Raw genomic sequence first — 9,303 nt, 5'->3', positions numbered from 1 at the left:
GCTCGGTCCGGACATCGTCGACGGTCTCGCGCGCAACGGCTGGGACGCGGTGCGCCGGACGACGCTCCCCGACCCTGGCCCCGACCCGTCCCGTCGCCTCCTCGTCCTCGGCGGCCCCGACGGCCACCTCGACCCCGACGAGTTCACCCTGGTCACCCTGCTCCGACTCCGCGCCGCCGAACGCGAGTCGGGCCTGCGGAGCCCGACGGTCGCCGAACTGACCGACGCCCGCCACCAGCCCCTCGCCCCGGCCGGCCCGCAGACGGACCTCGTGGTCGGAGGGCGGCTCGTCGGCCTCCTGATGGCCCAGGTCTCGCAGACGGTGGAACTCGCGGGGGCCTTCGACGAGCTCTTCTCCCCGGTGGGCAACGCGGTCCGGCTCCGGCCCGCCACCGACTTCGTCCCGGCCGGTACGGAGGCTTCCTTCGCCGCGCTCGTCGAGGCGGCCGGTCTCCACGGGGCCACGGCCCTCGGGTACCGCCCCGGTGACTCCCGGATCCCGCTCCTCAACCCACCGAAGACGGCCGTACGGTGCTGGTCGCACGAGGACGTCCTGATCGTCGTCACCACGGCCGCGGCCCTCCGGCCCGACGAGGGGCAGGCCCGGCCGGACAGCGAGACGTCGCCCGCTCGTTGAGACGGCGGACTCCCGACTCCCGGCCGTCACAAGGCGATCGCATGTGATCGGATGTGAACATGCGTAATCGGACCTTGTATCTGTTCAGCTCCGCCGCCCCGCCCGTCTTCGACATCGCCCATGCCATCGAGGACGCGCAGGCCGACGGTTGGGACGTCTGCCTCGGTCTCACCCCCACCGCCGCCCGCTGGCTCGGCGACTCCCTCGACGGCCTCGCCGTCCTGACCGGCCATCCCGTCCGCTGGGACTACGAGTTGCCCGGCCGGCCCGACCCGTGGCCGAAGGCGGACGCCGTCCTCCTCGCACCGGCCACCTTCCACACGATCAACCAGTGGGCGCTCGGACTCACGGGCACGTTCGTCGTCGGCGTCCTGGCCGAGAGCCTGGGGCGGCGGATCCCCCTCGTGGCCATGCCGTGCGCCAACTCCGACTACGTACAGCACCCCGCCTTCGAGCGGTCGGTGGAGACCCTCCGCGCGGCCGGAGCGACCGTCCTCTACGGGGAGGGCGGGTTCCTGCCGAACCAGCCGGGGACCCCCGTGGTCTTCCCCTGGGACACGGCGCTCCGCGTCGTCACCGCCGAGGCCCACGATCCGGACCGGGGCGACCGGGCCAGATGACGGCCGATCCGGCAGGGGACGCCGGGGCGTTAGCGTGTACGGCTATGGCTGACATCTTCGAACTCATGCTCACGCTGGATCTGCGCGACGCGTTGTCCGAGGACGAGCTCGCCGAGCTGCGGTGGCACCTCGGACTCGGCCCCCGGCCGGGGAACCTCGGCATCGTGACCGCGTTCCCGTGCGTCCACGTCGACGACGACGGCGTACCGGTCGTCGAGGACGATCCCCAGCCTCTGCTCGGTCGTCGCGGCGAGGGGTACAAGGTGCGGGGCACGCTCGTCTCCGGCCTCCTGCGCCGGGAACGGACCGGCGCGGGCACGTGGGCGCTGACGAGTCGGCAGGAGATCCACCCGGACGAGTTCGACCTCGTGGGCGAGCTGCTCGGCTGGCTCGCGGACCGGGCCGCCGACGGACACCGGGGGCCCGACGGCAGTGTCGAACTGGGATGGATCCGGTTCCACGAGTCGAGCCGGGCGGAACCGCTGGTCGCTCGCGACGGGGTCGTCGCGTGGCCGTCGTGAGCCGGGGCCGGTTGCCCTGACAGGGGCTGAGGCCGGCCGGGGCCCGGCCGCGCCCCCACCGTGGGGTGGAGGCGGGCGCCGGGCGCCGTGGGCCGGCCCCGTCGTTCACCGCCGCGAGGACGCCCCGAGCCTGAGGTACGAGGAGATCCCCGTCGGTCTCACGCGCCGTGCGGAGGCTGCGGGGACTCCGACCCCGGCTCCTGGGGAGTCGGGCCGCGGAAGCGGGAGAGCGACTTGGTGAGGGCCTTCCACGGCGACGGGTCCTCCCTGGATGTCGTCGGCGACGCCGGCCGGGGGGCGCCGCCGCCGCGGGACGCGTCGGCGAGGGCTTCGAGCGCCGACTCGGCGGCCTCGCGGTACAGGTCGCAGGAGGCCGTCATGGCTTCCAGGGCCTTGGCGTACTGGGTGACCATGGCCCGGGCGTGGGCGAGCTCCTCGTCGGGCGTGAGGAGGTGCCATCCCCGGCGCAACCGGGTCAGCGCCTGTTCGGCGTCGGCCGGCAGGTGCTGGGGGAGCGCCGCGAACTCCTGGATCCTGGCCAGGAGCGCGGTGGGCTCCGTTCCGTCCAGGAAGACGTTCGGGACCGTGAAGTGCTCCGCGTCGTACTCGAAGAGCCGCGGTGTCGGGGGCAGCACGACGGCGCCGCCGCGCGGAATCCCCACACCCAGTTCCCGCTTCATCACGAAGTCGGCGATGAGCGCCTGGTCCGGCGTGGCCCGGTGCTCGACCACCCGGTGGCGCAGGCTGGGCGGCAGGAACGCCGAGACCGGCCGGCGCCCCAGGACGTCCGGCGTCATCGCCTCGTGGATCACCACGTGCACGGCCCAGCTCTGCCGGGTGCAGGCCCGCAGCAGACGACGCAGGTCGTCGTCGTCCTTCGGCAGGTGGTTCGCCGTCCGCAGCCGGACGTCCGGCACCGTCTCGTGATCCCAGGGGACCTGGTCGCTGTCGGGCCAGAACACGGTGGCCGGCGAGGGCCAGCCCGCCTCCCACGCCCGCTCCGCCTCGGCGGCGAGAACCCAGCCGACACCCTCGCCCTTCGCACGGCGGGACTCGGGGTCGAACGTGGTCAGCTGTGCGCGCACGGTGATGCCGTCGGCGACACTCCAGCGCGCCTCGAAGACACGACGGGCGGACGGGCCGGGGTCGGCGGTCTCGTCCCGGGGATACAGGTCGGTGGACCGTGCCGCCTCGACGGGGTCGAGGTCCAGGAAGTCGTCGATCACCCGGGCCGCCTTGAGGGCGAGCAGGTTGCGCCGGACGTCCCGCTCGGGCTCCGGCCCGAGGTGACGCCCACGCCCGAGCCAGGCGGTGTCGGGGACGGCGGTCGATGAAGTGCTGTTCTTGTCCATGGAACCGTTCGGTGGGCGATCAGGGCCCGACCAGTATGGTCCGTGACCCGGGCGGAGGAAGGGGTACCCCGGAGAACCGCTGCGACCGCGACACCGGCGAGGACGTACGGGAGCGGCGCGGGGCTACTCCGTCGTCGTGGCGGCGCGCGCCAGCGCGTGCGCCTGGTCGAGGGCGTCGGCGGCGGCGCACGGGACGTCCGGCTGTACGCCGGTGCCCTCCCAGTTCGCCCGGGAGACGGGGTTGACGGCGCGGCCGACGGGGATGGTGACCTCCAGGTGCGGGTGCACCGTCCAGCCCTTGCACGGATGCGCACCGCCGAGGGTGGGCTCACCGACGATCGTGGCGCGGCCGAGCTGCTGGAGGTTGTACGCGAGTTCCTCGGCGGCGGAGAAGGTGCTGCCGCCGGTCAGCACGTACAGCGGCTTGCTTCCGCCGAAGCGTGCGCCGGGGACGTACGGCAGGCTCCAGGACTGCTCACCGCCCTCCCTGTGCCGCCAGTGCATGGTGTTGAGGTGTGTGCGGCGGTCCAGGAGGTAGCCGCAGACGAAGGCGACCGCGTCGGGGTCCCCGCCGCGGTTGCCGCGGAGGTCGATGATCAGCGACGGGGCGCGGGACACCAGGGTGAGCGCCGCGGCCAGCGGCTCGGCCGCCCAGTCCAGGGGGAACAGCATCGGCGCCAGTTCCAGGACGGCGACTCCTCCGTCCAGCAGCTGCACCCGGGGCACACCGCCCAGCGACGCGTCGAAGTCCCGGCGCATGGCGGCGAGGGTGGCCGCGCCCTGTTCCGGGGACACGGGCTCCGTGTGGTGCTTGAGACGCAGGTGCCGGTCGCCGTTGACGGACTGCAGGTCCGCGGTCACCAGACGGCTGAGTTCCGCGGCGCCCTCGGCGTCGTAGGAGCCTTCGGCGAGACGCCGCCGGAGCAGGTCGGCGATCTGGTCGGCTATTTCGGGGAAGACGTAGTGCTCGGCCACCAGTCTGGCCGTCTCGTCGATGACCGGTGCCGGTGAGAGTGCTGTCGAGGTAGTCACGGGAAGGGAGTAGAGCACCGCTCTCTCGGGCGGGTCAACGACTTTGAGACGCCCGGTGCGCATGATCGTTCGCCGTGTCCCGTGACCGCTCGTCGTTCCTCGGTGGACCTTCCGGGGCGGCGGCTCCTCGGATCGGTCGAGGTTCAGTGAGTGAAGCGGTCCCGGCCGGACACGGCCGGGGCCGTCGAGACACTCACCGGCTGCCTCCGTTCCCCTTCTTGCGCAGGGACTCCGGCTTGTGGACCGCTGTCTTGCCGGTCTTGTCGCTCTCCACCTCGTACTGAGGGTCCTCGGTGGAGGCGTCCACCGTGCGGCCGGCGGCCTTCGTGCGTTCGTCGATCTTCTTCTTCACCGTGCCGTCGACCGTCTGGCCATGGCTCGACCAGGTGACGTCGTCTCCGGGGGACAGCTTCTTCTTCGTCATCACCGCTGCTTCCGTCGTGCCGGCTCCGCCTTTCGGTGCCTGCCTGGCCACTGTCCCTTCGCCGGTTCGAACCCGCACGTCGGCCGTACGGCAGCGAGGGCGCGGAGCGGGGGTGCTGCCCGCTCACCTCTTGCTCGTGCCCCCCTGGTCCGAGGCCCGGTCGAGGGCATCGAGGCCCTGGGTCCAGCGGGCGCGGCGTTCCGGGTCTGACTGGTCCCACCAGGGCGTGCCGCGCTCACCGAGGGCGACCTTCGCCGCCTGTACCTGGTCCCGGGCGGCGCGTTCTGCCTCGGCGTCCTGGGCGCGCAGGGCCGCGCCCACGCCGCGACGCGCGGCCATGAGGTGGGAGCGGAGCCGGGCGGCGACGTCCTCCGGGATCGCGGGGTCCGTGGCCCGCCAGCGTCTGCCGTCGATGACGACGTACCGCCCGTCGGGGGTCCGGTCGGGGGGAGGCTTGTCGGCGTTCACCGTCCCAGCCTGGCAGACGGACGGCGCCGCGCGACTCGGCGCGGCGGTGGGACGGGACGCCTCCGGCCGCGGGATGCGATGACGGCGCCCGTACCCCTGGTGGTGACCGGGGTGCGGGCGCCGTACCGCTGTGTGTCGATCAGCCGATGTGTCGATGTCTGCGGGGACCGGGTTACAGGCCGCCGGTGTAGAGGAGCTTGTTCGGAGTGCTGGTGCTGAGGTTGTTCAGAAGGCCCTTGGTGGAGTTGCTGTCGAGCCACGCGGCGACCTCGGCGGGGCCGGCCGTCGGGTGCTCCGCCTTGTAGAGGGCGACGACACCGGCGACGTGCGGGGCCGCCATGGACGTACCGTTCAGCGAGACGGAACCGCCGCCCAGCTTCGCCGACACGATGTCCTGGCCGGGCGCGAAGATCTCGACGCACGGGCCGTGGTTGGAGAAGGACGTCTCCTCGTCCCACCGGTTGGAGGCCGCGACGGTGACCACGCCCGTCGCCGAGGCGGGCGACACGTTGCAGGCGTCCTGGGCGTCGTTGCCGGCGGCGACGACGGGCAGGACCCCGGCGGACGCCAGGGCGGTGGCGGCGTTGTTGAGGGCCGTGGACCTGGCCCCGCCCAACGAGCCGTTCAGCACGGCCGGGTGGCGGGCGTTCTTGGCGACCCAGTCGAGTCCGGCGATCATGCCCGAGTACGCGCCGCGGCCGTCGCAGCCGAGCACGCGGACGCTGACCAGGCCGGCCTTGCGGGCGACCCCGTAGGTGTTTCCGGCGACGGTGCCCGCGACATGGGTGCCGTGGCCGTTGCAGTCCTGGCCGGCGCGCCCGTCGCCCATCGCGTCGAAGCCGGCGGCAGCCCGGCCGCCGAACTCGGCGTGGGCGAAGTCGATGCCGGTGTCGAGGATGTAGGCGGTCACGCCGGCCCCGTTGCCCCGCGTGGTGAAGTCGTTGTCGAGCGGCAGGTTCCACTGGTCGATCCGGTCCAGGCCCCAGCTGGCGGCCGGGCTGCGGGGGGTGGTCGACGCGGGCGGACGGGGCGGCGTGAGGACGACGGCGTCCTCTTCCACCGACGCCACACCCGGCGTCTTCCGGACGGTGTCGAGCTGCACCGCGGAGAGCGGCGCCGCGAATCCGTTGATGGCCCTGTCGTAGACGAAGGTGGGCGCCAGGCCCAGCTTCTTCGCGGCGTCCGCCGCGTCCATGGTCGGGTCGAGCGTCACGATGTACTGGCCGGGCACCGCGTTCGCGGCGGTGGTCAGCGGCGCGGGGGTCGGGTCCGCCCGGGCCCGTCGCCACGGGCGGGCGCGAGGGCCTCCCGGTGCACGCCCCCGCTCGCGACGCAGCAGACGACACCAGGAGGACCCACCATGACCCTCAGCGACGCCCCCGCTCCCACCACCGAGGCCTTCGCCGCGGAGTGGGAGGAGTGGCACCGTGACAAGGACGCCCGGCTCGCCGCCGAGCACGGCTTCCTCGCCATCACCGGCCTGCACTGGCTCACCGGCGACGCCCAGCGCCTCCCCGACGCCCCCGGGCTCTGGTCGACCGGACCCGACGGCGTGACCGTGGAACTCGACGAGGGGGAGGAACTCGTCGTCGACGGCGCGGTCGTCCGGGGGCGGTACGCCTTCGGCGACATCCCGGAGCGCGGCGGCGTCGACGCCGTCTGGGGCGACGCCGTGATCGAGGTCGCCAAGCGCGGCGGCCACGACATCGTCCGGCCGCGGCACCCCGGTCACCCCCTGCGGGTGGCCTTCGCCGGGACCCCGGCGTACGCGCCCGACCCCCGCTGGGCCGTCGCCGGCCGGTACGTGCCCTTCGCCGAGCCCCGGCCGACCACGGTCGGCGCCTCCGTCGAGGGCCTCCAGCACGTCTACGACGCACCGGGCAGCATCACTTTCCGGCTCGACGGCCGGGACCTGGAACTGATCGCCTTCAACGGCTACACCCCCGGTGGCTTCACGGTCCTCTTCACCGACGAGACCTCGGGCGTCACCACGTACGCGGCCAACCGCAGCCTGCGGGTCGACGCGCCGGGACCCGACGGCGAGGTCGTGCTCGACTTCAACCGCGCCGCCAATCTCCCGTGCGCGTACACCGACTTCGCGACCTGCCCGCTGCCGCCGGCCGAGAACCGGCTGCCGGTCGCGGTCGAGGCGGGGGAGCGGATCCCGCACGAGCGCGAGCCGGTCGCCCCGTAGCCGACGGGCCGGGAGCCCCGGCCTCCCCGCCGACCGCCGCCCCGCCGTCTCGTCGACCGGGTGACGTCCGCCTGATTGCCGCAGTTCGCACCGCCGGGGCGGCGGTCGGCGGGGATACGGTCCGCTGCATGGACGGTGAGCGGGACGTGGAGCGCGATCGTGGTGCGACGGACGACCGGGGCACGGAGGAGGACCGCCGGGGGTGGCTCCGGTGTCTGCTCGCCGGGGCCGTGTTCGTCGTGTGCATGGCCGGCACCACGCTGCCGACCCCGCTGTATCCGCTCTACCAGGCGAAGTTCGGGTTCTCCGAGCTGACGGTGACCGTCGTCTACGCCGTCTACGCCTTCGGGGTCATCGGCGTGCTCCTCCTCGCGGGCAACGCCTCGGACACCGTCGGCAGACGCCCGGCGCTCTTCCTCGGCCTGGGGTTCGCGGCGGCGAGCGCGGTCTGCTTCCTGCTCGCCGACGCCCTGGGCTGGCTGTACGCGGGCCGGCTCCTCTCCGGTCTGTCGGCGGGCCTCTTCACCGGGGCCGCCACGGCGTACGTCATGGAACTCGCGCCGAAGGGCGGGGGGTCCCGGGCGACCCTCGTGGCCACGGCCGCCAACATGGGCGGCCTCGGCTGTGGGCCGCTGCTCGCCGGACTGCTCGCGGAGTACGCCCCGGAGCCCCTGGTCCTGCCGTTCGCCGTGCACCTCGGCCTGGTGGCGGTCTCCCTGGGCGTGCTGGTGTGGCTCCCCGAGACCGTGCGCGACCGGCGCGGACCGGCGGCCGTACGGCCCCGGCTGCCCGCACTGCCGCCGCAGGTGCGGGCGGTGTTCGTACCGGCGGCGATCGCGTCGTTCGTGGGGTTCGCCCTGTTCGGGGTGTTCACCTCGGTGAGCCCCGCGTTCCTCGCCCGCTACCTGCACATCGACAACCACGCGGTGAGCGGGCTCGTCGTCGCCCTCGCGTTCTTCTCGTCCACGGCCGGGCAGCTCGCCGTCGACCGGGTAGGGGTGGCCCGCTCGCTGCCGCTGGGGTGCGCGGTGCTCTTCGGCGGGCTGGTCCTCCTCGCCGCGGCGCTGTACACGGACGTCCTGGCGTTCGTCTTCCTCTCCGCGGTGGTCGGCGGCGTGGGCCAGGGGCTCGCCTTCCGCGCGGCCCTGGCCTCGGTCGCCGCCGCGGCGCCGCCGGACCGGCGGGCGGCGGTGATCTCGACCCTGTTCGTGGTCGCGTACACCGGGATCTCGATCCCGGTGATCGGCGTCGGGGTGCTGGCCGACCCGCTCGGCCTGGAGGGGGCGGGGCTGGTGTTCATCGCCTGCATGCTCGTGCTCGTCGCCTCCGCGGCCGCCTATCTGATCCGGCGGCCGGCGGCGACCGGCGAGCGGTGAGACCGCAAGACCCCGGTGCCGGTACCGGCATCTGCGCCGGGCCGCCGGGCCGCCGGGGCGTCAGACGGCGACGAAGACGTGTCCGGCCGTGTCGCGCAGGACGAAACCGTTGTCGAGCCGGACGCGCACCCGCACGGGCACCGCCGCCTCCTGGAACGCGGTCCACGCCGGTTCCAGGGAGGAGACCCGCTCCTCCAGCTGTGTCCTGCTCGCCGGGGGCATCTGGTCGCCGAAGGAGTCCAGCAGCGAGGCGAGCCGCGCGTACTCACGGACGTCCTCGCTCTCCGCGCGGTCCTCGGCCACCTCCTCGACGGTGCCCTCGGTACCCGCCGGCAGGGCCAGGAACCCCACGGCGGCCGCGGGCTCCGCGGGGTCCTCCCCGACCGGCGCCACCTGCCCCGTCAACGCGAGGTCCACCGCCAGCCGTACGCGCCGGCCCACTGTCAGCGTCATCGATCCTTCGTCTCTCCACTCGACCGGACCACACCCGCGCCCGTCCGCGGAACGCCCGGGCGGCCATTGTCCCGGGCCGTACCGTACGCGCCGACACGGGGCCCCGGGGCTTCGCGGAGGCTCAGTCGTCCCGCCCGTGGCTACGACCCGGGACGTCCGGTACGGGGCGGCCGAAGGCGAGGTCGGCCAGGCGCCGCCAGTCCACCCGGGGCACGGGGTCGGGGAC

10 protein-coding genes and 1 pseudogene are annotated in these 9,303 nt (G+C 73.9%); 5 read left to right on the top strand and 6 right to left on the bottom strand.

Annotated elements, in window-relative coordinates; genetic code table 11:
* The 3 genes and pseudogenes from EAO70_RS00815 to EAO70_RS00805 all read left to right on the top strand — a co-directional run.
* Positions 1-637, top strand: a pseudogene (locus EAO70_RS00815) (NAD-binding lipoprotein); the annotation flags it as partial.
* A 59-nt stretch (positions 638-696) separates the two neighbouring features.
* The gene (locus EAO70_RS00810; RefSeq protein ID WP_148001105.1) at positions 697-1,257 is read left to right on the top strand and encodes a flavoprotein; all 561 of its coding nucleotides are present in this window, start codon (positions 697-699) and stop codon (positions 1,255-1,257) included.
* Positions 1,258-1,301: 44 nt separating this feature from the next.
* A complete protein-coding gene (locus EAO70_RS00805) occupies positions 1,302-1,778 on the top strand; it encodes a hypothetical protein (RefSeq protein ID WP_148001104.1) in 477 nt (158 codons plus the stop codon).
* A 158-nt stretch (positions 1,779-1,936) separates the two neighbouring features.
* Here the strand turns inward: EAO70_RS00805 and EAO70_RS00800 are convergent, their stop codons facing one another.
* The 5 genes from EAO70_RS00800 to EAO70_RS00780 form a co-directional block, all read right to left on the bottom strand.
* Complete coding sequence (locus EAO70_RS00800) at positions 1,937-3,130, bottom strand: hypothetical protein (RefSeq protein WP_148001103.1); 1,194 nt, start codon at positions 3,128-3,130, stop codon at positions 1,937-1,939.
* Positions 3,131-3,253: 123 nt separating this feature from the next.
* On the bottom strand, positions 3,254-4,162 hold the full coding sequence (locus EAO70_RS00795; RefSeq protein WP_148001102.1) for a S41 family peptidase: 909 nt from the start codon (positions 4,160-4,162) through the stop codon (positions 3,254-3,256).
* A 193-nt stretch (positions 4,163-4,355) separates the two neighbouring features.
* Positions 4,356-4,586, bottom strand: a complete 231-nt coding sequence (locus tag EAO70_RS00790; RefSeq protein ID WP_148001101.1) for a DUF2945 domain-containing protein — start codon at positions 4,584-4,586, stop codon at positions 4,356-4,358.
* 123 nt (positions 4,587-4,709) lie between these two features.
* Positions 4,710-5,054 (bottom strand): hypothetical protein, encoded by a 345-nt coding sequence (locus EAO70_RS00785; RefSeq protein ID WP_148001100.1) that lies wholly within the window; start codon positions 5,052-5,054, stop codon positions 4,710-4,712.
* A gap of 172 nt (positions 5,055-5,226) precedes the next feature.
* The gene (locus EAO70_RS00780; RefSeq protein ID WP_410090911.1) at positions 5,227-6,285 is read right to left on the bottom strand and encodes a S8 family peptidase; all 1,059 of its coding nucleotides are present in this window, start codon (positions 6,283-6,285) and stop codon (positions 5,227-5,229) included.
* A gap of 129 nt (positions 6,286-6,414) precedes the next feature.
* On the opposite strand from EAO70_RS00780, the gene EAO70_RS00775 reads away from it, so the two are divergent.
* The gene (locus tag EAO70_RS00775) at positions 6,415-7,248 is read left to right on the top strand and encodes a DUF1684 domain-containing protein (protein ID WP_148001099.1); all 834 of its coding nucleotides are present in this window, start codon (positions 6,415-6,417) and stop codon (positions 7,246-7,248) included.
* 128 nt (positions 7,249-7,376) lie between these two features.
* Positions 7,377-8,624, top strand: coding sequence for an MFS transporter (locus tag EAO70_RS00770; RefSeq protein ID WP_261992574.1), 1,248 nt, complete (start codon positions 7,377-7,379; stop codon positions 8,622-8,624).
* Between the two features lie 60 nt (positions 8,625-8,684).
* Here EAO70_RS00770 and EAO70_RS00765 read toward each other — a convergent pair whose 3' ends face one another.
* A complete protein-coding gene (locus EAO70_RS00765) occupies positions 8,685-9,077 on the bottom strand; it encodes a hypothetical protein (protein WP_148001098.1) in 393 nt (130 codons plus the stop codon).
* Positions 9,078-9,303: the final 226 nt, after the last annotated feature.

The sequence above is a fragment of the Streptomyces sp. adm13(2018) genome (assembly GCF_008042145.1).
Lineage (GTDB): Bacteria > Actinomycetota > Actinomycetes > Streptomycetales > Streptomycetaceae > Streptomyces.
The sequence above is the reverse complement of the archived record's forward strand: the minus strand, read 5'-3'. Positions and strand labels throughout refer to the sequence as shown.